General features: G+C 75.8%; 13 protein-coding genes. All 13 read right to left on the bottom strand.

Annotated features, from left to right (window positions below; genetic code table 11):
- Positions 1-69 precede the first annotated feature (69 nt).
- The 13 genes from ACLWS4_RS02960 to ACLWS4_RS03020 all read right to left on the bottom strand — a co-directional run bounded on the left by ACLWS4_RS02960 (position 70) and on the right by ACLWS4_RS03020 (position 21,371).
- The gene (locus tag ACLWS4_RS02960) at positions 70-345 is read right to left on the bottom strand and encodes a hypothetical protein (protein ID WP_416873266.1); all 276 of its coding nucleotides are present in this window, start codon (positions 343-345) and stop codon (positions 70-72) included.
- Between the two features lie 190 nt (positions 346-535).
- Positions 536-1,075 (bottom strand): hypothetical protein, encoded by a 540-nt coding sequence (locus tag ACLWS4_RS02965; RefSeq protein WP_416873267.1) that lies wholly within the window; start codon positions 1,073-1,075, stop codon positions 536-538.
- 446 nt (positions 1,076-1,521) lie between these two features.
- Positions 1,522-3,408, bottom strand: coding sequence for a hypothetical protein (locus tag ACLWS4_RS02970; protein WP_416873268.1), 1,887 nt, complete (start codon positions 3,406-3,408; stop codon positions 1,522-1,524).
- Complete coding sequence (locus ACLWS4_RS02975) at positions 3,405-5,477, bottom strand: hypothetical protein (protein WP_416873269.1); 2,073 nt, start codon at positions 5,475-5,477, stop codon at positions 3,405-3,407. Before ACLWS4_RS02975 ends, ACLWS4_RS02970 begins: the two co-directional genes overlap by 4 nt.
- Positions 5,474-8,032, bottom strand: coding sequence for a hypothetical protein (locus ACLWS4_RS02980; protein WP_416873270.1), 2,559 nt, complete (start codon positions 8,030-8,032; stop codon positions 5,474-5,476). Before ACLWS4_RS02980 ends, ACLWS4_RS02975 begins: the two co-directional genes overlap by 4 nt.
- Positions 8,029-11,589, bottom strand: coding sequence for a tubulin-like doman-containing protein (locus ACLWS4_RS02985; RefSeq protein WP_416873271.1), 3,561 nt, complete (start codon positions 11,587-11,589; stop codon positions 8,029-8,031). Before ACLWS4_RS02985 ends, ACLWS4_RS02980 begins: the two co-directional genes overlap by 4 nt.
- A gap of 97 nt (positions 11,590-11,686) precedes the next feature.
- Positions 11,687-14,056 (bottom strand): choice-of-anchor X domain-containing protein, encoded by a 2,370-nt coding sequence (locus ACLWS4_RS02990; protein ID WP_416873272.1) that lies wholly within the window; start codon positions 14,054-14,056, stop codon positions 11,687-11,689.
- Positions 14,057-14,185: 129 nt separating this feature from the next.
- The gene (locus ACLWS4_RS02995; RefSeq protein ID WP_416873273.1) at positions 14,186-14,755 is read right to left on the bottom strand and encodes a Pycsar system effector family protein; all 570 of its coding nucleotides are present in this window, start codon (positions 14,753-14,755) and stop codon (positions 14,186-14,188) included.
- A gap of 6 nt (positions 14,756-14,761) precedes the next feature.
- Positions 14,762-16,009, bottom strand: coding sequence for a hypothetical protein (locus tag ACLWS4_RS03000; RefSeq protein ID WP_074004768.1), 1,248 nt, complete (start codon positions 16,007-16,009; stop codon positions 14,762-14,764).
- On the bottom strand, positions 16,006-18,684 hold the full coding sequence (locus ACLWS4_RS03005) for a hypothetical protein (RefSeq protein ID WP_198959455.1): 2,679 nt from the start codon (positions 18,682-18,684) through the stop codon (positions 16,006-16,008). Before ACLWS4_RS03005 ends, ACLWS4_RS03000 begins: the two co-directional genes overlap by 4 nt.
- On the bottom strand, positions 18,677-19,516 hold the full coding sequence (locus tag ACLWS4_RS03010) for a hypothetical protein (protein WP_416873274.1): 840 nt from the start codon (positions 19,514-19,516) through the stop codon (positions 18,677-18,679). Before ACLWS4_RS03010 ends, ACLWS4_RS03005 begins: the two co-directional genes overlap by 8 nt.
- 91 nt (positions 19,517-19,607) lie before the next feature.
- Positions 19,608-20,345 carry a Crp/Fnr family transcriptional regulator gene (locus ACLWS4_RS03015; RefSeq protein ID WP_074004765.1) on the bottom strand — a complete coding sequence of 246 codons (738 nt, stop codon included), beginning with the start codon at positions 20,343-20,345 and terminating at the stop codon, positions 19,608-19,610.
- A 267-nt stretch (positions 20,346-20,612) separates the two neighbouring features.
- Positions 20,613-21,371 carry a thioesterase II family protein gene (locus tag ACLWS4_RS03020; RefSeq protein WP_049660158.1) on the bottom strand — a complete coding sequence of 253 codons (759 nt, stop codon included), beginning with the start codon at positions 21,369-21,371 and terminating at the stop codon, positions 20,613-20,615.
- Positions 21,372-21,530: the final 159 nt, after the last annotated feature.

The following is a 21,530-nucleotide window of genomic DNA, read 5'->3' on the forward strand; positions in this document are numbered from 1 at the left end:
GCGCGGTTGCTGCTCGGCGCCCGCGCAGGAGTCGGCCTCAGTCCCCGCGGGGCGGGGACGTGCGTGCCGTCAGGAGACGGCCTCGGCCGCCTCGTTGGCGGCCTCCTCGCCGCCCTCGGCCGCGGCCGGCTGGGCGGGCACGCTCAGGCCCGGGACGGACAGGTCCGGGACGGCCTTGACGGCCTCGAAGCCGGCCTCGATGGCCTCGGCGAGCGTGGCCGTGACCCCGTCCTCGAATTCGATCCGGGTGACCGGGACGTCGGCGTTCGTCGGGAGGGTGTCGTCGACGAACGCGATGTCGGCGCGGCTCGCCTCCTTCAGGGTGACCTTCTCCTGATCGTTCACTTCTCGGTTCAGGACAAGCGAGAATCGGTGCGTCATGATTGGCCGCTCCTCTGGTGGATGCGAGATTATATTTCAGGCAAGGCGCAGGAATACTGCAGGCCGACTTCGACTTTATCGGCGGTCCGACAAAGGCACAAGATCCGACCGGAATTACGGCGGGGATTAGAAATCGATTAACGCCGACGGGAAATCAGCCGGTCCGGCCGAAACCCCCCGCGAAGCCATTCCCCCCGGCCGGCGCGGCACCCTTCGGGGAAACCCCCGGCGCAATGGCGACCCGCTTCACCGGGACGGGCTCCTCACCGCGCTCCAGCCGCCGCCGCACATCGAGCGCCGTCGCGGGCGACACCCCGGCCGTCCTGGCCAACTGGCGCAGCGAGGCCTTCGGGTTCTCCCCGAGGAGCTCCGCCACGCGCAGCCGGCCGGCCGCGCCGTTCAACGGGCGGGACTTGCCGTCCCGGCCGATCCGGAATCCGGATTCCGCCACGGATTCCGACAGGCGCCGCAGCTCGGCAACGGTTCGCGCGCCAAGGCCGGTCGACTCCGCGACCGCCCGGTCGGACAGCGAGGGATGGGCCTGGAGGATCCGCAACGCCGCCTCGGCGCGCGCGGCCCGCTCCGCCGGCCGGCCGCCCCCGGAGGCCGTTTCGGATGCTCCGACCGGACCTCCCGGACCCCGGCCGCCATCCGCACCGACCGGAGTCGGAGCGGTGCGCAGGCGCTCCCCCATGCTGAACTCCCCCTTCAGAACACGCCGACCCAAGTCCCCATCGCGCCGGTACGACACCACCCGCGGAATCACCGGCAAATTGATTGCTTCATTCGCGGAACCCGGAAGCGGGATTCAGAGCCCAATCCTTCCGCCCCTATCCCCGCCCACCCCTCCGCGGCCGACCGGTGTTCAACTGCGAAGCGACATCAGTTGAACACCCGACTGGCCCCCGCCGTCCAAACACCCCCCCGGGGTTCGATCAATATCGAAGCTTTCCGTTGATCATAGGCGCGGCTGTCACGGAAACGCAACACTTTCCTGACCCACCAGTTCACGCCATTCCCTGCACTCACATCCATCACAAGAGTCACGCAAGTCACAGAAGTAACAGAAGCGGAATCCGACATGTCGGATTCCGCTTCGTGGCAGACCCGGCCACCCGGTGCCGGCGGGCGGCCGGCGCGTCAGCTCCGGACGATCCAGATCGTGCCGATGGCCACGAGCGCGGCCAGCAGGAAGAAGAGGACGATGGCGATCAGGTCCCTGTCGTCGCCCTGGTCGGGCTTTCGGGGGTGCCGCCGGCCGCGCGGGGGGAGGAGCGACGGGCCCGCCGGTGCCGGGGCCGGCGGGGGTTGCGGTGGGGGCGGGTCCTCCGGTCGGGTCGGCACCGGGAGGGCCGGGGCCTCGGCCGGTCCTTCCACGGCCGCCTCCTCCGGCGGGGCCGGCCGGGGCGGCGGGCTCGGCGGGGGCGGGGCCGGAGGCGTGTGCGCCCGCACCGGCGCGACCGGTGGGAGTCCGTGGAGCAGCCGCTGCCAGAGCACGGGCGGCAGGTCGGGCGGGAGGCCCTCCGGGGACGGCCCGCCCGGCGGGGGCACCAGGCCGCGGAGCAGTTCGGTCTCCAGGGCGGAGCTGGAGACGAGGAGTCCCGTGAGCCAGCGGTCGAGCGCCGCGGCGTGGCGCTCCTCCCGGACGTACGGCGAGACGGCCCAGGCGAACACCCAGACGGAGCGCCGGGAGAGTTCGCCGTCGTCGGCGCGGGAGCCACCGCCCTGGTCGGGCCCCTCGCGGAAGAGGTAGAGCCGCTGGCGCAGGACCTCCGTGCAGAGTGCGGCCGCCGCCTCGGCGTTCCGGTGCCCCCGGCCCCGGTGCAGGTGACAGAGCAGCTCGGTGGTCGCCCGGTAGGAGAGGTCCTCCTCCCGGAGCAGCAGGAGTGCCTCACGGCCGGTCAACCGGCGGATCCAGCCGTCCAGTTCCTCGGCTTCGGCCGGGTCGGGGCGGGGGTTGCGCAGGACCGCCTGCAACCGTCCGGACGCGGGCGAAGGGGCGGGTGGCTCAGGTGAGGACGGTGCGGCGGACGGCGGCCGGGGCTCCGTGTACACCGACCCCCCGTCGTCCCCCGGCCCCTCGCCGGGATCGCGGGACTCCGGGCGGCGGTTCGCGTCGAGGACGCGCGCGAGCCTCCGCAGCCGCTCCTCCGCCGGCAGGCTCGCGCCGTCCCGCAGTCCGTCCTTCAGTTCCGGCAGGCCGGCGCCGCCGGGCCCGCGCTCGACCGCGGCCAGGCAGCGGCCGACCAGGCGGGCCGCGAGCTCGTGCGCGCGGTCGTCCTCGGGCCGCCTCGGGTCGACGCGGTAGCGCGCCCGCTGCCGGCCGCCGTCGGTCGACCAGTCGGAGACCCAGGTGGCCAGCAGATCGTGGCGATCCGTCATGTCGTGGGTGGCGAAGGTCCAGGGGCGGCCCAGCCACAACCCGAAGATCTGGAGAAGGCCCGCGACGACCACGCCGGACCGGTTCTGCTCCGGCCACCCCGGCAGGGCGTCACTGCGCAGCGAGAGGCGGCACTGCGGGTGGCGCAGCAGGGCGGCGGTGGCGGCGGTGAGCGTGTCACGGACGTCCGGCAGGAGGGCCAGGGTGTCGGCCCAGGCCGGCACCACGGTCGCCTCCAGGTCCGCCATCGCGAGCCGGGGCTGCCCACCGTGGGCCTGTTCGGCGAACTCCTGCCCGCTCCACGTCCAGTCGCGCAGGGCCAGGCAGGTGCGGGGGCCGAGCAGGCCGGTCGGCCCGACCAGGACGTGGGCGGCCGTGTTGGGCCGCCCGCCCGGGTCGGCCGTGGGCCAGCGCTGGACGAGGGCGGCGCGATCGTCCCGCAGCCGGGTGCGGACCACGCTGGGGCACGGCGCGCCGTCGACCCGCAGGAACGGGGCGAGCTCCTGGCCGAGCTCCTCGGCGTCCTCCTCGGGGCAGGACCAGGCGGCGGCGGTCAGGCCGGCGCTGCGCCGGCCCTGGTTGCCCTGCCAGCGGAAGACGATCTGGTCGACGGCGTCCCGGTCGGAGCCGGGGCCCTGAGCACTCATCGGTCCACCTCGTCGACGGGTCGGCCCTCGGGGAGTTCGACGATGCCGTGCATCGCGAACAGCGAGAGCAGGGGTTCCAGGACCCGCTGGGCACGGACGCCGCGCGGGTAGCGGCTGTCCTCCTGCCGGCCTCCGGTCGCCGAGGCCACGTGCAGGGTGCAGTGCAGAGCGGTGTCGAAGGGGCGCAGCCAGGCCTTTCCGGCATCGCGGTCGAGCAGTGCGTACACGTCGCGGCTCTCCTCGTGGAGCCGTCGGCGGCTCAGCGCGGTGTGGCCCGGTTCGCCGAGCCAGCGGTCGACGGGGGGTTCGGACCGCAGCAGGTCGGCCTTGGCGACGACCACGGCGGACGGGACGGTCAGGTAGGGGCCGGTGCGGGGGACGCGGTCCAGGACGGTGGCGAAGGCCGGGTCGCCGTCCCGGTTGACGTGCTGGTCGAGCGTCGTGCGGACCTCGTCGAGCTGGGCGAGCGGCATGGCGATCGTGGGGTCGACGACGAAGATCAGGGCGTCGATGCCCAGCAGGAACCGCAGCAGGGCGTCCGTGCGCAGCAGGTCCTCGCCGGCGAGGTCGAAGAACGCGAGCGGCCTGGTCCGTCCGGACGCGTCGGTGATCAGCAGGGACTCGACGAACCGGGCGGTCTCGTCCTGGCCGAGGCCGGCGGTGTGGGCGAGCACCCGGCCGTCGCGCAGCGGCACCACCCGGCTGTTCAGGAATCCGGCGTGCTGGCGCGGGTTGACGGACTGCCAGCTGATGCCGTAAGGCTTCAGCCGGTCGTCGGCGATCTCGGCCACCATCTGGGTGAGCAGGTGGCTCTTGCCGGTGTTGGACTGCCCGATCATGGCCACCGTCAGCGGGCGGCCGTTGGTCAGGTAGGGGACGGGGATGTGGTGCTCCCGGACGGTGCCGTTGCCCGGGCAGAGCTGGAAGGCGCCGCGCAGTTCGTCGGCGAGCAGTCGCGGGTTGGGCTGGGCGTGCGGGTTGTAGGGGCGGAGCTCCTGGACGGCGTCGGGGGTGTGGAGGGCGGTCGGGTCGTAGCGGATCGGCTCCAGGCAGTACGGGCAGAGCACCTCGCCGGTCGGAGCACCGGCCGGGTGGCCGACGGCCTCGCCGACCGCTTCGCCGGGCGCCACCGCGCCGGCCGGGCGCTTCGACGCCAGCGCCCGGTCGTACCCGGCGCGGTGCGCGGCGAGCCCGTCGGCGGGCAGCCGGTCGGCGGCGGGGGCCCGGTCGGGGGCGAGCAGGGCGAGCAGGGCGGCCGGGGTGGGGCGGTCGGCGGCGCGCGGGGCGAAGGAGGAGCCCATGGTGTGCGCGAGCGAGCGGTGGTCGGCCAGGTCGGGCGGCGGCCGGTCCGGGGCGCCGGGCCGGCCGGTGACCAGGCTGTACATCACCTGGGCGGCGCTCCACAGGCCGTCGCGGGGGTCGCTGCGACCGGCCCCTTCGCGCACCTCCGGCGGTGCGTACGGCGCGGCGCCGCGCGGTGTGCGGGGGCGGCCGGTGTGGGTCACCGCGTCGAGGCCCCAGAGCTGGATCCGCCGGCCGTCCCAGCGGACCGTCTCCGGGGCGATCCCGTGGTGGACCAGGCCGAGCTCGGCCAGCACGGCGAGGGCGTCCACCAGCTCCTGTTCGATGACGCGCAGTTGGGCGCCGGGCAGCCCGTGCATCCGCTCGACGGTCCGGCCGCGCGGCGGCCGGTAGAGCGCGAACGGCTCGGCCGCGTCGAGCTCGTAGCCGATCAGGACCGGGAACGGCCCGCTCGCGCCGGGGGCTCCGAGCGCGCGGTGCAGCCGCAGCGCGACCGCGGTCTCGGCGTCGATGGCCGCGCAGGAGGCGAAGGCCGCCTGGGCGCCGCCGGGCGCGTCCGTCCCGGCGGCCCGGACCTGGACGCACTTGACGGTGTTGTTCAGCAGCGTGTTGCGGGTCCGGACCGGGCCGCGGGAGAGCGGGCCGGAGTCGGGGCCGAACCGGGCCCAGGTCCGGTTCCGCCGCCCGTCGGGGGTCAGGAAGGACAGCTCGACGTGTTTCGCGCGGGCGGGCTCGCCGGACCGCGGACCGGGCCCCGGGGTGGTCACCACTCGTACTCCTCGCTCTCCGGTGCTTCGTCGTGCCACTGCCGGACGGTCCTGACGACACCGGGTTTCAGGCCGGTCAGCCGCAGCAGGCCCGCGTACCGGCCGGCCGCGGTCAGCACCTCCCGCTCCCCCCGCGGGCCCGGCGCGCCGCCGAAGTGCCCGTCACCGTAGGGCGTGTCGGGTCCGACGGTGTCGCGGGCCGCCTCCGGGCCGAAGCGGATCAGCGCGACGGCCGACGGATCGCGGCTGAGCAGGTCGAGCTGCTCCGACGCGTTCAGCTGGACCACGGTGTGCCCGTCGGGGTCGAGGGCGGTGGAGTCGGCGGCCCGTCGGGCGTCGATGCCCAGCAGGCCGACCGGCCCGCCGCGGTCGCGGTGCGGCGAGGCGAAGGGCGGGGCGGAGAGCACGTCGTTGTGCCGCAGGTGGTCGCGGGCCACGCCGAGGAGCTCCCGGACCCGCTGGGCGATCCGTTCCTGGGCGGCGTCGCCGACGTGGCCGCGCTCGACCGCGCCCCAGTACGGTTCCAGCGCGGTCAGGGCGGCATCGGTCAGATCGCCGGTCAGCACCGTGACGAGGTCGGGGCCGCCCTTGGCCTCGCCGCGCTCCAGCCAGGGCGGCACGACCGCGGTGGGCCCGGGGTCCGCCCCGGCGCCGGACCCGTCGGCCTCGAAGTCGGCCCCGAAGTCGGAGCCGCCGTCGCCCGCGGCGCCGAACTCCCCTGCGGACCGCGGCGGTTCGAGGTTCCAGTCGTAGTCCTCCGTCCACGACGGCTCGTCGAACTCGGGCCCTTCCTCACCGGACTCGTACAGCCAGAGCTCGGCCCCCTCCTCGGAACTCTCGGCTCCCTCGGCCGCCTCGGGCCGGTCGGCGGCGAGGCCGCGCGCCGCCTCCTCCTCCGCGGTGTCGGCCGTCGTCCGCAGCACCCCGACCACGGCCAGCGCGGCGTCCGCGCAGTAGCGCCGCTCCTCGACGGCCCAGAACTCGCGCAGCGCGCGGGTCAACAGGGCGTCCAGGCCGTCGAGTTCGCCCCGCAGCGGGACGACGCCGCGCTCCCGGCCCCAGCGCTGGGCGTAGCCGTGCCACAGCCCCAGCAGCAGCCGGCCCCAGCAGCCGAGGGCGAGCAGCAGGGCGAGCGCGGCCGCCCAGACCGGCAGACCGGTCAGCCAGGCGCCCGCAACGCCCCCGGCGGCGCCGACGAGCGCGGCCACGCCGAACCACGACGCGTACACCGCCCGCGCCGAACCGCCCGGCAACCGGCGGGCGACCAGCAGCACGCCCAGCAGGACCAGCACGGGGACGGTCAGCGCGGCCGGCAGGGCCGCCCCGCTCCACAGCCCGCCGAGGACGCCGGTCAGCGCCGTGAGGGCGAGGACGCCGGCCCCCGGCGGGTCGGGCTCCGGGCGCCGGCCGTCCGGTCCGCCCGCGCGCAGCCCGTCGAGGGCGGCGAGCAGCGGCGTGTTGGACAACGGCTGCACCTGTTCGGCGAGCTGGGCGAAGCGCTGCGCCACCGCGCGCAGCGGCAGCCCGTCGCGCAACAGCCCCAGAGCGAGGCTGCGCAGGCTGTCGCCGATCCGCTCGCCGCTGGTGGCGGCGGGCGCCACGGCCACCCCGAGCCGGGCGAGCCGGGCCGCGGACTCGGCGGCGGGCTGCGCACCGGCCGTCCCCCCGTCGCTGCGCAGGACCTGTCCGACCACATCGTGGTAGCGGTCCAGTGCCTGCCGGGCGCGGCCGAGCGCCGACTCCAGCTCGGCGCGGCCCGCGCCGGTGAGCAGGCCGGCGGGCCTGCCGAAGGCCAGCAGTCCGGCGTCCGCGTCGGCAAGGGCCTCGGCCGCCGCGTCGTGGGCCCGGGCGGCGTCTCCGCCCTCCTCCCGCCGGCCGGGGCTGCCGGAGGCGGCGCCGACGGCCAGCGTGGAGAGGGCGGGCGGCAGGTCGGCGCCGGTGTGGGCCGCCACCCCGGCCGGGGCGGCGGTGCGGGAGCCGGCGAACCGCAGCAGCGCCTCGCTCCACGCCTGGCTCCGGACCTCCGGGGCCAGGCCGTGCTCCAGCACCCGCAGACCGGGCGCGGCCACCCCTTCGGGCAGCGCGCCCAGCACGTCCAGGGTCTCGTCGAACACCTCGGGGAGTCCGAGCAGGTCGACCAGGACGGCCAGCGCGTGCGGGTCGTCGGGCGCGGCGGCCCCGGGCCGGCCGTCGCCGGCGTGGAGGTCGCCGGCCCAGATCAGCCCGGCCTCGGGGCCGCGCAGGGTGTCGGGACGGACCAGTCGGCGCTCGGCCGGGTGGCCCTCGGGGGGATGGGCGGTCAGGTCGCCGACCAGCAGGCAGAGCACCCGCACCCGGCCGGGCGCGGGGTACCCCATCAGCTGCTCGTACCTGGTGCGGTGTCCGACCAGGCCGGCGGGGGTGTCGACGACCAGGAAGCGGTGGTCGTGCGGCCGCGGCCGGGGGAGCCGGGCGGTGACGGCGTTCCGCAGGTCGGCCGGGTCGGTGCCGGCGAGTTCGGCCGTGCGGAGGTCGAGGTGGACGACCGGGGCGTGAGGACGGATCGACTCACTCATGCCGATTCGCCTCCGTCACGGCCGCCGGCCTGTCCGTCGAGGTCGTCGTAGTACCAGGACGGCGGCTCGGCGGGCCCGTGGTGCGGCTCGGCCGGCTTGCCGTACGGCTCGGCGGGCTTGCGGTACGGCCCGCCGTTCTCGTGCCGGTGGTCGGGGGCACCCCGGCGCTCATCGTCGCGGTCGCGGTCCTGCTCCGAGGCCCGACCCCGTTCGGGCTCACGCTCCCACCTGCCGTCCCGCTCCCGCGCCCGGTGCCGGTCCTGTTCGGGCCCGCTCTCCCGCTCCCGGTCCGGACCGGTCTCGCGCCGGCCACCGCCGTCGGCGGGACGGACGGTGCCCCAGTCGTTCTCCTCGCCGCGCGAAAGCCGCGCGGGCCCGTCGTCCTCGACCTCCTCGATCTCCTCGACCGGACGCGACGACAGCTCGCCGCGCTGGATCGCCTCCAGGAGCCGGCCCAGGTTCGGCTCGACGGCGCGGTGGTCGGGGAACTCCGCCTTCAGCGCCTCCGGCAGGGTCTCCGCCCAGAACTCCCACAGCGGGCGGAACCAGCCCTCGACGCGCTCCCCGCCCGACTCCCGGCGGGACGCGAGCAGGCGCAGCTGCTGCGGCGCGATCTGCTCGACCAGCCGGACGAACAGCGGGTCGGGACGGCCGACCGACCGGGTCAGCCCGACCGGACGGGCCTCCATCAGCTGCTCGCAGTAGTCCCAGACCGTCCGCTCGTCGTCCAGCACGGTCCAGCGCTCGTAGGCGCGCAGCAGCTCGGCCCAGCTGGAGACGCCGTCGTGCTGCGCGCCGAGGCGCAGCCGCACACCCGGCGCGTCGGTGCCGCGCTCGCGGTGCAGCCGCAGCCGGATCACCCGGGGCGAGTCCTCGGAGCCCTCCAGCACATCCACCTGGCCGTTCCACAGCAGGCAGAGCAGCCGGTGCAGCACGTGCCGGCGGTCCGCCTCGGTGGACACCAGCCAGTCGTCCCGGTGGCCCAGGCGCTGGCGCCAGCGCAGGACGTCCTCGGCCTGCTCCCCCTCCCTCGCCTTGGCCCACTGGCGCAGCACCTTGCGGACCTCGGGCACCTCGGTGAGGCTCATCTCGCTGCGGAACAGCACGACCGTGATCGACTCCGTCTCGACGCCGCGGAACTCCGCCCGCGCGTCCCCGGGCAGCCGCAGCGCCCGGCGCAGGTAGTCCACTGCCTCGTCGACGTTCCCGACCTTCGGGTAGGTCACCAGCGCCTTGAGCGGCCCGGTGCCCTCCGGCACGAAGCCGGCCGGCAGCAGGCCGGCCACCTTGCGGCCGAACTGTTCCAGGGCCTCCCTGCTGACCTGGTCGCCGGCCTCGGCGCTGCCCGCCGCCGCGGCCAGCAGGACCCCCATGGACGGCAGCAGCGGACGCTCCTCCAACTGCTCGCCGCCATCCGCGAAGAGCCGCTTGACGCCGGCCTCCACGATCGCCTTGACCCCGCCGACCGCGCCGTCGGGGTCGCGCCGGCTCGCGGCGTGCGCCGTGCGCCACTCGTCACCCCCGACCAGCCGCAGCAGCAGGGCGGCCTGGTCCCCGCTGTCGGCCAGGCCCTGGCTGGTGGCGAGCCTGGCGACCAGGTCGTCGTAGAAGTGCCGCAGGTCGCGCTGCGGCGGCAGCAGGTAGGAGACGCCGGTCCGGTCCTCGTACAGCACCCGGGACTGCTCGGCGAAGGCCTTCGGCTCCTGCGCGGAGTGCCGGTGCAGGGCCTCGACCAGGCGGGTGACCTCCCGCTCCAGGGCCCGGGCGGCCGGCTCCCAGCGCTGCTGCTGGTCCCGCCAGCCGTCGTGCCAGATCTGTCGGCCGCGCCAGCGGTACCAGGCGTCCTGCTCGCGCAGCACGGTCTGGACGTCCTCGTCCCCCCAGCGCGGCTGGGCGAGCCCGTAGGCCCGGCGCCTGATCCGGGGCACCGGCGGCGGCTGGTCCGGGGTGCCCGGGGGCAGGGCCGGGCGCCGGGTGCGGTTGTCGAGCAGGCCGAGGAAGCCGAGGCGGGCGAGGTCGTTGGCCTCCTCCGGCACCCCTTTGACGATCCGTTCGACGGTGAACGGGTCGACGGTGGCGAGCAGTTTGTCCACCGCCCGCCGGGGCGCGAAGTTCTGCGCCATGTCCGCGGTGCGCTGCGCCACCCGGCGGGCCAGGTCGGCGAGGGCCTGCTGCATGTCGCCCTGTCGGGCCATCAGCGCGGCCTCGATCGCCGAACCACCGCGCGGCTCCGAGGCGAACGGCTGGAGCTCCAGCGCCCGGCGCTCCAGGAGTTCCTCCAGACCGGAGTCCGCGAACATCTGCTTCACCAGCTCCTCGGCGGGCCGGTGGGTACGGCGGGAGCCGCTGCTCAACTGCTCGACCGAGGCGCGCAGGAAGCGGCCCGAGACCAGGGACGCCAACTCGTCCACGGGCGCGGTCATCGAGGCGACCAGGCTGGTCGAGACGCCCTTGCGGCCGATCCCGGCGTCGGACACGATCGACCGGGACACCCCGCGGTTGATGAAGCTCTGGGCGAAGGTCTGGTAGTCGTCGTCGGCCCGGGACCGCCCGTTCTCCCGGCCGTCGCCGAGCTCGGTGCCGATCAGCGACATCACCAGCGAGACCATCGAGCGGCGCAGGTCGTCCTGGCGGATGCCGGCGGTGCGGCTGAACAGGAAGGCGGTCGGCAGGATGCCGCTGCGCAGCCGGATCGGCGCGGTGTGCGGGTAGCGGATCCGCAGCGTCAGGTCCTTGTCGAGGTCGCCGAGTTCGGCCCCCTCGATCGGCGCGTTCTGCTCGTCCACCAGCCGGAACAGGTCGACCAGGGCACGGGCGGAGTTCAGCTCCGCCTCCCGGCCGCCCCCGCGCGCCGCCGGGAACGCGGAGGGCATCACCACCAGCGGGTGGATCTTGACACCGTCGAGGCGCTTCTCCTGGAAGGCGTGGTTGATCAGGTGCAGGTAGTCCAGGAAGATCCCGGCGCCGGTGCCACCGGCGACCGAGAACGCCACGAAGACGTCGCAGCCGGTCACCTGGCCGCCGCCGAGCTGGCTCAGGACACCGCCGGCGCGCGCGAGCACGTCGATGGCGTCGGTCAGCGGGGCCAGCACCGGGTCCAGCCCGTCGCGCAGGGTGCCGAACAACCCGGCGCGGCCGACCGTCGGCAGCTGCCCGGCGCCGTTCTTGAGCGGGACGACCCTGGGCTCGTTGGCGCGCGGCGGCAGCCAGGAGGCCGTCTCGTCGGAGAGGCTGGCCCGCAACATCTTGGTGATGTCGGGCGAACTGTCGTAGTTCGGCAGCAGGTTGGGGGTGGCGCGCGAGGTGCGGCTGTACGCGGCACGCAGCGCCGGATCGGCGGTGGCGAGCGGTAGGTGGGCCAGGTCCGCCTCGCTGAAGTCGGCGTAGACGAACTGCAGGCAGTCCGGCAGCTGGTGGGGCGCCATGCCGCCGATGTGGGTGAGCGCGGTGCCGTCGGGGCCGCACAGTTCGGCGCGCAGGCGCCGCTCCAGTTCGGCGCCGACGAGGCCGCCGGTACCGCCCAGGCCGACGAACAGCATCGGCTGGAAGATCTTCATGGGTTCCGCCTTCATCCGGCCGCGCGGGCGCGGCCGGCTCGGGTATCGACCGGCACGGGTCAGGGGTGGTGGAACGGGTGCTCGGGGACGGGGGAGCTCAGATGTAGTCGTCGACGACGGTCTGCGCGCCGGCGTCGGGTGGTGTGGGACGCCCCGCGGGACGGGTCCTGCCGCGCCGTTCGTCCCGGATCCCCACGGCGAGCCCGCCCGCGAGCGGCACCGGCCGGTCCGGCTGGATCCGGGCCCTCGCCTGCCCACGCCGCTCCAGCACCACTCCGCCGTCCAGGCTGCGCTGCACCCGGTACGGTCCGCCGGGCTGCCGGACGAGCCGGGGGTCGGGGCCGCCGAGGCCGTGCACGTCGAACGCGTACCAGCGCTTGGTACCGGAGTCCGCGGCGATGTCGGCGACTTGGCGGCCCTCCGGGTCCAGCAGGAGCAGCCTGAGCCCCGCCGGGTCCTTGCCCAGCCGCGCCCGCAGGCGCAGGGCCAGCGCGGCCAGGACGGCCAGCACCGCCACCAGGCCGCCCAGCAGCAGCGCCCACCACCAGGTCTCCCAAAAGGTCGGCGCCCGGGTGATCGTCAGCGACAGGGGGCTGTCGACCAGGACCCGGTCCCGGTCGGTGGTGTCGACCACGGTGACCTTGCCGCCGAGCCGCAGGTCGCCGCCGTCGAGCAGTCCGTGGAACGCGCCGGGCCGGGCCGCCGTCACCGCGACGTCCACCCGGCGGGACTCGCCGGGCGCCAGGGTGATCTCCTCCGGGGTCACGGCCAGCAGGCCCGGGGCGGTGTCCCGGAGGGCCGGCCGCAGCGTGTGCGGGGCGCCGTCCGCGTTGTGCAGGGCGAGGCTGCCGGCCAGCTCGTCCCCGGGGTGGAGCCGCCGCCCGGCGCCGTCGTCGAGGGTGAGGGCTGCGGTCACCAGCGGCACCGCCGGGGCCACCAGGGTGCCCTGCGAGCGGTCCTCGTCGGCCGTCAGCCCGGACGCGGCGAGGGTGCCGGAGACCTTGATCCGGCCGGTCGCCGCGGCGGGTACGGTCACCGTCCCGCTGAACGCGCCGTCGCCGGCCCTGCCGTCCGGGGCGGAGCCGTCGTCGGCCAGCTTGACCGGCACGGGCGCGAACCCCTCGCCGCTCAGGACGGCGCTGACCCGCAGGTCCTTCAGGTCCTGGGGATCCGTCACCTCCACCCCCTGGCGGGTCTGGAGCCTGAGTGTCACCACGGCCCGCTCACCGGCCCGCGGCGAGGGCGGCGCCATGGTGATGGAGCCGCGCAGCGCGCCGCGCCACAGCACGTTGACGGTGGCCAGCTGCGCCCGGTGGTCCGCCGGGGCGTCCAGGTGGACCCGCCACTGGCCCGGCTTGGGGTCGGTGATGCGCAGCGACTCGACCGTCTGGTCGCGGGGCGAGAGTTCGAACTTCGAGACCGGGTCGGTGGTGGTGCCGGTGATCTCGCGGCCGTCGGGGTCGACGTAGGTGGCGGTGACGAGGGGGTCGCCCTTGTCGACGACGATGCTGCCCACGGTGGTGAGCGGGGAGATCCGCACCTCGATGTCGATCGGCGGGTGGCCGGTGCCGCCTGCGGTGGCGCGCAGGCAGTGGGCGGCGGCGAAGGCGGTCCGCATCGCGTCGGCGACGGCGGTGGCGTCCGGTACCACGGTCGCCCGGGGCTGGGCGTCGGGCAGGTCGACGCAACCGCCCTGGAAGCCCGCGGCCGCCATCCGGTCCAGGGCGGCCCGGTCGATGTCCGAGCCGAAGCCGAGCGGCCAGACCTGGATCCGGGCGGCCTGAGCGGCGGCGAGGGCACGGGTCAGCGCCTCCTCGCCGGCGGCGGCGCGGTGGGCCGGGTCGCCGTAGGCCGGGCTGTCGCCGACGTCGAGCCTGCCGTCGGTGAGGAGGAACAGGACCCGGGGCGTGGCCGGGTCGGCCCCGGCGGCGAGCCGGCTGACCCCTTGGAGGACGGCGTTCGGGAAGTCGGTGCCCTGTCCCTCGTCGGGCCTGCGGCTGCGCAGGCCGCTGATGCACCTGCCGATCCGGTCGCGGCCGGCGCCGTCCAGGACGGTGGGCGGGCAGACCTCGTCCACCGGGTGCTGGGACTCGTTGTCCGCGCTGGCGAAGCCGAGCACGGTGACGGTCGACTTCGGGTGGACCTCGCCGAGGGCGATCCCCGCGGCGGCGGCCCGCTCGCGGTCGACCTCGGCGGGCTTGAGGCTGCCCGACTCGTCCACGGCGATCGCGTAGTCGACCGGGCCGACGGCGGCCGGCGGTGCACTCGTCGGCGCGGGGGCCGTCGTGGGGGCCGCCGTGGGGCTCGGCTCGGCGGAGGCCGGGCCGGGCAGGAGGCCGACGGTCAGCAGGGACGCCGCGGTGAGGGCGGCGGCCCGCCCGAGTCCGCCGGTGGCACGCCGGCGTCCACGAGCCCGTGCGCCGGTCGGGCCGCGCCCGGGAGGGCGTGCGAAGAGCAGGTGTGGCACCGTCGTCTCCTCTGGATCGGGGGTGCGTTCCACCGGTCGGCGGACGGACAGGCGTCGGCCGGTGGCAGGCGGTCGGGGTCTGGCGGTCGAGGTAGGGCGGTCGAGGTGGGGCGGTCGGGGCCGGGCGGCTCAGGTGAGCAGGATTCCGGCGGTGGCGAGGACCGAGCCGGGGGCCAGGCAGGCGACGCCCCAGCGGATTCGGCGGTACTTGGCGGCCAGGATGGTGCTGACGTCGACGGCTTGGACGAGCAGCCAGTCGAGCGGGTCCCGGCCGGCCGCGACGATCTGTTCGGTGAGCGCGGGCCGGCCCTCGGAGGTGAGCAGGTCGCCGAAGAAGGTCACGCCGTCGTGGTCGCGCAGGGTTCCGGTGCGGGGCAGGATCGCCCGGACCAGCGCGACCGCCCCGGCGGCCCAGAACACGCCGCCGAGCGCGAGCAGGACGGCGGCGAGCGTCCCGGGCCGGCCGTCGGCCCAGTTGCGGTCCAGGAGCAGGGCGGGCAGGCCGAGGGCGGCGGTGAGCAGGATCGAGGACTTGGTGTCGGCCCGTCCGATGTCCTCGCGGACGACGCACAGGAGGCGGTCCGCGACGAAGCGGGCCTCGTCCGAGCAGGGGACGGGTTCGGGGGCGGGTTCGGGGGCGGGCGCGGGGGCGGGTTCGGGGGCGGGCGCGGGTGCTGGGGCGGGTCCGGTAGCGGTCATGAGCGGTCAGCTCCTGTCACCGGGGGACCACGGGCGGCGGTCCCGGTCGTCGTCGTGGTCGTCGTGGCGGTCCCTGCGGCGGTCGTCCTCGGAAGCGGCGTGGTCCTGCGGTGCGGTGTCGGAACCGGTGCGGCCCCAGTCGTCGAAGGCCTCGCTGGGCCGGCGCGCGGGCGGAGCCTGCGCGGGGATCCGGTCCCGGGGGGCGGGTTCGGCCTGCACCCACATAGGGGTGAACGCCGGACCGCCGTCCCGGCGGTCGTCCCGGCCGCCGTGGCCGCTCCCCGGGAGCTCGGGCCTCGCCGCCGGCTCCCGGATCGGCGGCCGGCCGAAGGAGCCCTCGATGCGATACGCGGGCGTGCCCAGCAACTCCCGCACCTGCGCCTCCAGTTCGGCCGACTGGATAACGCCCTTCTCGACCAGCCGCAGGGTGTGCTCCAGCAGCTCGTGCTTGTCCGCGCGGGACTCCTGGCGCAGCAGCTCCATGAAGGCGCGCGCCTGGTCCGGGTTGTCCGAGAGCATGAAGCAGATCTGGTTCCACTCACCGCCGTCCAGCATCGCCCGGAAGGTGCGCATGCGGATCTGGAGCAAACCGGTGCGGTGGTGCTCCGCCGCCACCTCGCGGTCGTAGTCCCGGGCCGTCGTGCGGTCCTCGTAGGCGGAGTTCCGGTCCGCGTCGGCGTGCCGGATGGTCGTGCTGTCCACCGCGACCCGCACGTAGACGTCCGCGTGCAGCCCGAGGTCGTAGCCCAGGTCGTTCCACTGCCCGGTGCGGCAGGCGGAGTTGGCCGCGCGGTCGACCTCGGCGGCGGCGGTCACGGGGTAGCCGGAGCAGATCGCGCGCAGGCGCTCCAGCAGCGGCCCCTTCAGGCGCTCCGCGACGTTCCTGACCTGGCCGTCCACCACCTTGCGGTAGTCGACGACCGACCAGTGCACGTCCACCTCCACCTCGAAGAAGGTGGCGCTGCCGACCGCCGGGATCTGGAGGGACAGCTGGCAGAGGTGGGTGCCCCGGGCCACCTCGCAGATCGTCACCGGCCGGGCGAAGCGCGGGCGGTCGACGTGCTCGGTGCCCATCGCGGTGACCACGCTGTGGCCGCCGTTGCGGTAGAAGTGCACCAGGGCGACCTCGGCGCTCGGCTTGCGGGTGCACTCGGCCGGGCTCCCGTACTCCTTCAGCAGCGGTCCGGCCGGCCGTTCGGGCCGGCCCGCCTTGGCGAGGGCCGGTGGGCCGGCGGCCTGTGGATCGTCCGTCATCGTCGTTCCTCCGTTTCCCTGGTGCCCTCGCCCGGCCGCCCGTCCTCACGGCGGTCCGAGGGCCGCTCCGGTCCGCCGCGCCGGTCGCCGTCAGGGCGGCCGCCGGTGGCGAGGTCCCACAGCTCGCGGGCCCGCGCCGTCGGCAGCGGCTCGTCCGGGTCGCTCATCATGCGTCGCAACAGCCAGTCCAGGAGCCGCCGTTCGCGGTCGGTGCCGACCAGGGCCGGGAGCAGTGCGGCCAGGCCGGCCCTGGTGTCCGGGCCGTCCTCGTCGACGGCGGTCCGCAGCCAGAACTCCAGGCAGTCGGTGGCGGCCTCGTAGGAGCGCGGTGTGCGCAGCGCCGTCCACAGCAGGTCGGCCAGCGGGACGGCGCGGTCGGGGCGGGTGGCCGCGAGGGCCAGCGGCAGCGGCCACTCCAGGTACCGGCCCAGGTCCGGCCAGGCCTCGCCGTCCCACACCTCGCCGACCGTGGTCACCGCGAGCCGGACGACCGCCAGCAGGCCCAGGTCCTGGTAGGGCACCCGCTTGTCGGCGGTCCATTCGGCGAGGCGGCGCAGCACGGCCCGGTCGTCGGGGCCGGCGAGCAGCCGGACGATGCCGTGCGAGGCGATCGGCGCCTTGTCACCGTCCTCGTGGGTGCCGATCCGGGCCAGGCCGTCGAGCGCGGCCTCCACGGGCGAGGCGTGGCCGAAGCCGAGCACCAGCGCGGCGGTCCAGCGCAGGTGCGCGGAGGGCGACCTGCTCCAGTCGCCGACGAGGGCGTGGACGGCCGGCCGGTGGCTCTCGTGCCGGGCCGCCTGGTCCAGCACGGTGGCGGCGAAGGCCCGGCGCCGGGCGGCGCGGGCGGTCGCCATCGGCCGGACCAGCTTCTCGTAGCCGGTGGCGAAGTCGCGCGCGCAGAGCTCGCCGGAGGCGAGCGCGGCGCGCACCCAGATCTCGGGCCGGGGGTCGTCGGCGAGCAGCCGCATCCAGCGGACCACCGGCTCGCGGGCCGGGTGGTGCCGGTCCCAGACCTCCGCGAGCACTGCCCCGGACAGGGCCGAGCCCCGGTAGCGGACGATCCGGGCCGGCGCCCGGATGCCCGCCGTCTCCACCTCGCCGTCGGTCAGCTCGGCGCGCAGGGAGGCGAGATCGGAGACCGGGTCGTCGCAGAACAGCGGGCGGGCGGGCGTGTTGCCGGGGTCGCGGGCCACCGCGAGCTCCCAGGTCAGCAGGCGGGCGGCCTCGGCCACCGCACTGTGGGCGGCACCGTTGAGGACCGCCAGGGCGATCCGGGAGGCGGTCGGGTGCAGGACGGCGGCGGCCGACTGCCCGGAGGCCCGGCGGGTGGACGGGCCGGGGGAATCGACCGGGTCGGCGATCTCGCGGTCCGCGCCCGCGAACCACTCCTGGGCCTGCTGCGGGGCCAGGCTGGCGCAGCCCGCGAGGAGTTCCGCGAGGGTCAGCCGGCCGAGCACGTGGGCGGCGGTCAGGTCGGCGAGCAGCTCGGCCTCGGCGGGTCGGAGGTCCTCCAGGCCGACCGCGGAGCGCAGTTCGGCGTCGTCGACGAGCTCGTCGGCCCGCGCGACGAGGTCCTCGGGGGACTCCGCGGCGGCCGCGGCCCCGTCGGCCAGGTGGACGGCGATCCTGGCCCGCAGCAGTTCCTCCGTGGGGGCCGGCGGGCAGATGAGGCCGTACCGGCCGGACAGCAGCGGGGTCGCCGTCGGACCGGCGGCCACCACCAGCACGGCGAAGGAGTCGGAGGCGGAGAGCGCCGTGGCGAGGGCGTCCAGTTCGAACTCGCCCGGGGGCTCGGCGACGCCACCGCGGACGAAGGGGAGTTCGAGCAGGTAGCCGTGCCCGCGCCGGGCGTCGTCGGACACGGTGGCGGCCAGCTGCCGTACGGCGGTCTCCGGGGAGACCCGGGAGACCCGGGACGACGGCTCCGCGACGGCGCCGGCCGCGGGGCCGTCCGTCGGAGCGTCCTGCGCGGCGCCCTCGGCGGACGGCCGGTGCTGCGTCAGCTCGTCGAGCAGGGCGAGCGCGGTGCAGGTCCGCCCGGTGCCGGGGGCGCCGGCGAGCACCAGGACCCGCTGCCGGCGCAGCGTCCGCTGGAGCTCGACGTAGCCCGCCGGCTCCCGGTAGATCCGGCGGACCCGCCGCAGCTCCGCCTCGGGGACCGGTCCGCCGACCCCGCCGACCGCCTGCCGGCTGTCCAGCCGCAGGTGGATGTCGCCGATGTGGGCCTGGTGGAAGACGGTGCGGTCGAACAGGTTGTGGTCGCCGGCCACCCGGTAGGAGCCGCGGGCCTCGCGGTGGGCCCGGGAGGTCGCCCCCAGGCCGGCGGCGGGCCCGCCCTCGTCGTCCTCCTCGTCGAGCAGACTGTCGCGGCTGCGCTCGCGGAACCGGCCGGCGGCCTGCTCGCGTTCGGCGCGCTCCTGCTCCTCGGGGTCCGGACGGCGGCCGTCCCCGACGTGGCCTTCCGGCTGCGGAACGCCGGCTCCGGCGCCCGGCCCGGCATTCGCCCCCGCGCCCGCTCCCCCGCCGACGGGGGCGGGGCCCTGGTCGGCGGGAGTCCGCGGACGGCCGGCGTCGGAGCCGTTCGGGTCGGAGCCGGCCTCGGGGCGGTCGTCGCCCAGCGGCGGCTTCCACAGGCTCACTTCGGGGGCCTTGACGACGTTCAGCGGCTTAGGCACGGTACGTCCCCCTGACGGTGCGGCCGATGTGCACCGGCCCGTGGTAGACGTTGCCTTCGTTGTTCGACGCATCACCCCCCACGTACACCCCGCCCGGCGCGTGCGGGGCCGCGAGGGTGTCGTCCGCCCCGCCCGGCACGGGGCCCGGCGGGCCGGCGGGCCGGTTGTCGGGCGGGCCGTCGGAGCCGGGCTCCTCCGGCCCCCCGTCGTCCGGCAGCGGTGCCGGCCGGGGCCGGCCGGGCAGCCGGACCCAGGCCGGCGTGGCGCCGTCCTTGAGGCGCAGCCGGGCCGGGGCGTAGTCCTCTGGGTCGACGAAACGGCCGCCGTGGCAGACCACCTCGCGGTAGAGCGAGTCGGAGACGACCACGACCAGGTCGGCCCGGTCCCGGTCGAGCAGCCGGCGGGCCGCCTCCGCGTCGGCGAGCCGGCAGGCGAGGTCGACGGCGTGGCCGCTGATGCCCTGGGCGTCGTGCGTCACCGGGCCGACGTGCAGGGCGATGCGCAGCCCCAGCCGCGTCGCCAACTCCGCGTTCAGCTGACGTAGTTGCTCATGCACCTCGGTGACCCAGACACCGAGGATCCGGGCCGGCGCGATGCCGGGGCCGAGGGCCGCCAGGATGCCGTCGCCCCGGTCCTCCCGGTGGACGGCGCCGGCCGGCACTGCGGCCTCGGTGAACGCCTGGTCGATCACGGCGTACAGCCGCCGGCGCATCCGGGTCTTGCTGGCGTCGTCGTAGGCGCCGGACCTCCGGACGTCCACGCTGACCACCAGCTTGTACACGGCGTCGACTGCGTGGTCGAGCACGGTCACCCCCGCGGTTGTCTTCGACATGCCGCCAGAATCCGGCGCCGCATGCCGGGTTGTCTGTGATGCTTTACATGCGGGCCGGAGTCCCTCCACACCGGTCCCAGGCGTTCGGGTCTCAGGTGTTCGGACGGCCCCCCGGTCCCGGCCCGTACGGCCCCTGGGCGAGCAGCAGGAGCGGGGCGGGGTCGAGGATCTCGACCATCCGGGTGCCGGTGCGCACCAGTCTCTGGTCGCGGAGCAGTTTCAGGGCCTTGGCCACCGCTTCGCGGGTGGCGCCGACGGTGGCCGCGAGGTCGTCCTGCGCCAGGTGCACGACGGCGGTCGAACCGCCGCAGGGGCCACGGGAGTCGGCCGTCCGGGCGGTGGCGCCGGTGGCGGAGAGCTCGACGAGGCGCCTGGCCAGGCGCTGGACCACGGTGAGCGAGGCGAAGGCCGAACGCTCGCGGTCGGACTCCCTGAGTCGCGAGGCGAGTTGGGACATCACCTGACTGCCGACCCGGGGGGTCTCGGCCAGGAACCGCCGGAACCGGTCGCCGGGGATCACGAGCGCCTGGACCGTGCCGAGCGCCTGTGCGGTCGCGCTGCGCGGCCGCTCGTCCAACGCGGCCAGCTCGCCCACCAGTTCGCCCGGGCCGCGCAGGCCGAGGACCAGCCGGGTGGCCCCGCGGTCGGTGGCCACGTAGACCATGGACCAGCCGGCCAGCACCAGGAGGACGTGGGTGGTGCGGTCCCCCTCGGAGACCAGGTGCCGCCCGGGAGCGTAGGTCTTCGGGGCTCCGAGTGCGAGAAACGCCTCATGGTCGTGCGCGCTCAGGGTACGGGCGAACGGCAGGTCATCGCCGAGCAGGCCCATGTCACCCCCCAAAGATCGTCAACGGCCTTGGTTCGGTCCGACGTTGGGAGATCGTAGACCTGCCGGAGGCGAACTTCGGCCAAAGCCGCCACAACGCACCCAAGATGGTGCGCAGGGGGTGAATGAGTCTCCTGGGACGCGCGGGGGAAGGGCCCCGGACCGCTCGCGGAGGCGCCGGCTCCGCAACCCCGGCGCCCTCACGGCGACATACCGGCGCGGCGGCGTACCGGCGCGGCGGCGTACCGGCCGCGCCGCGGCCCGCCGGGTTCAGGAGACCGGCGGCAGCAGGCGGTCGGTGACGATGCGGACGATCTCGCCCTGGTGGTGGGCCAGGTAGAAGTGGCCGCCGGGGAAGACGTGCAGGGCGGAGCCGCCGGTGGTGTGGTCGCGCCAGGACCCGGCCTCGTCGACGGTCGCCTTCTCGTCGCTGTCGCCGACCAGGGCGTCGACCGGGCAGGAGAGCGGCGGCCCCGGCCGGTAGCGGTAGGTCTCGACGGCCTTGTAGTCGGCGCGGACCGCGGGGAGGATCATCCGCAGCAGCTCCGGGTCCTGCAGGGCCCGCGGGTCGGTGCCGTCCAGCTTGCGGAGTTCCGCGACGATGCCGTCGACGCCCCGGAGGTGGACGTCCTCGTCCCGGTGCCGGGAGGGTGCGCGGCGGCCGGAGGCGAACAGGGCGACCGGCGGGGTGCCGAGGTCCTCCAGGCGCCGGGCGACCTCGAAGCCGACGACCGCGCCCATGCTGTGGCCGAACAGGGCGAGCGGCAGGTCGCGGTGGGGCAGCAGCGCCTCGGTGACCTGCTCGGCCAGCGCCTCGACGGTCTCGACGCAGGGTTCGTGGCGCCGGTCCTGCCGCCCCGGGTACTGGACCGCGAGGACCTCGATCCCGGCCGCCGTGGCGGCGGACATCGGGTACCAGTAGCTCGCCGACCCTCCCGCGTGGGGCAGGCAGACCAGGCGGACGCGGGCGTCCGGGGCCGGGTGGAAGCGGCGGATCCAGCTGTCGGCCGCGCCGTCGGTGAGCGTCATGGTGTTCCGGTGGTCCCTTCTGGACGGGGTCCTCGCCCCGCCGGCGGGTCCTCCCCACTCCGAGCCTGGTGCAGGCCGGACGGCCGGACAACCCCTCACCACCACCCCCCTTCTCCCGCGGCGGAGCCGGCCGGGACAAGGGCCCGTAGGGGAACCGTA

This window comes from Kitasatospora sp. SC0581 (assembly GCF_048159585.1).
In the GTDB taxonomy this organism is placed as follows: Bacteria; Actinomycetota; Actinomycetes; order Streptomycetales; family Streptomycetaceae; genus Kitasatospora.

Bases quoted from the DNA above. Each gene is read 5' to 3' on its own strand.
- ACLWS4_RS02970 (WP_416873268.1), bottom strand. From the start codon at position 3,408: ATGAGTGCTCAGGGCCCCGGCTCCGACCGGGACGCCGTCGACCAGATC.
- ACLWS4_RS03020 (WP_049660158.1), bottom strand. From the start codon at position 21,371: ATGACGCTCACCGACGGCGCGGCCGACAGCTGGATCCGCCGCTTCCAC.
- ACLWS4_RS02985 (WP_416873271.1), bottom strand. From the start codon at position 11,589: ATGAAGATCTTCCAGCCGATGCTGTTCGTCGGCCTGGGCGGTACCGGC.
- ACLWS4_RS02995 (WP_416873273.1), bottom strand. From the start codon at position 14,755: ATGACCGCTACCGGACCCGCCCCAGCACCCGCGCCCGCCCCCGAACCC.
- ACLWS4_RS02980 (WP_416873270.1), bottom strand. From the start codon at position 8,032: ATGAGTGAGTCGATCCGTCCTCACGCCCCGGTCGTCCACCTCGACCTC.
- ACLWS4_RS03015 (WP_074004765.1), bottom strand. From the start codon at position 20,345: ATGGGCCTGCTCGGCGATGACCTGCCGTTCGCCCGTACCCTGAGCGCG.
- ACLWS4_RS03010 (WP_416873274.1), bottom strand. From the start codon at position 19,516: ATGTCGAAGACAACCGCGGGGGTGACCGTGCTCGACCACGCAGTCGAC.
- ACLWS4_RS03000 (WP_074004768.1), bottom strand. From the start codon at position 16,009: ATGACGGACGATCCACAGGCCGCCGGCCCACCGGCCCTCGCCAAGGCG.
- ACLWS4_RS02965 (WP_416873267.1), bottom strand. From the start codon at position 1,075: ATGGGGGAGCGCCTGCGCACCGCTCCGACTCCGGTCGGTGCGGATGGC.